The organism is Ochrobactrum sp. SFR4 (assembly GCF_019730395.1).
Taxonomy (GTDB): Bacteria; Pseudomonadota; Alphaproteobacteria; order Rhizobiales; family Rhizobiaceae; genus Pseudochrobactrum.
On sequence record NZ_JAAPBB010000400.1, the window covers coordinates 1 to 351 of the forward strand.

1 pseudogene is annotated in these 351 nt (G+C 45.6%); it reads left to right on the forward strand.

The window, feature by feature from the left end:
* Nucleotides 1–103: 103 nt before the first annotated feature.
* Nucleotides 104–351: pseudogene (locus HBA93_RS19555) on the forward strand (hypothetical protein); the annotation flags it as partial.

Sequence of the window (351 nt, forward strand, 5' to 3'; positions counted from 1 at the left end):
TATAATATGAAACGCCTCGTAAAAATAAGAAAATAACAACTCTCATAGCCGATAAATTGCATATATTTTCTTGTGAAAAAGCCCAGATATGCCGGTAGATCCTATGCGTGAGAAAAAAAACAACGGAAATTTTGACAGGAAGGCAGTGCTGAAACAGCATGCCCCCGATCAGCCGGTTGCGCCTGCTGAAAAGGTTGAGCTGAGCCCTCTTGCCGTCAAAGTTGCTGCCCAATACCGCAATGAGAGCATCTCACCGGCGCTGTTTACCGGTCTTATGCGCATCTGGGAGTTTCTGGTTGTTTTTCTGTGTGGCAGCGGGTTTTATCTTGCCTATGTCGGCATTCAGGAAAT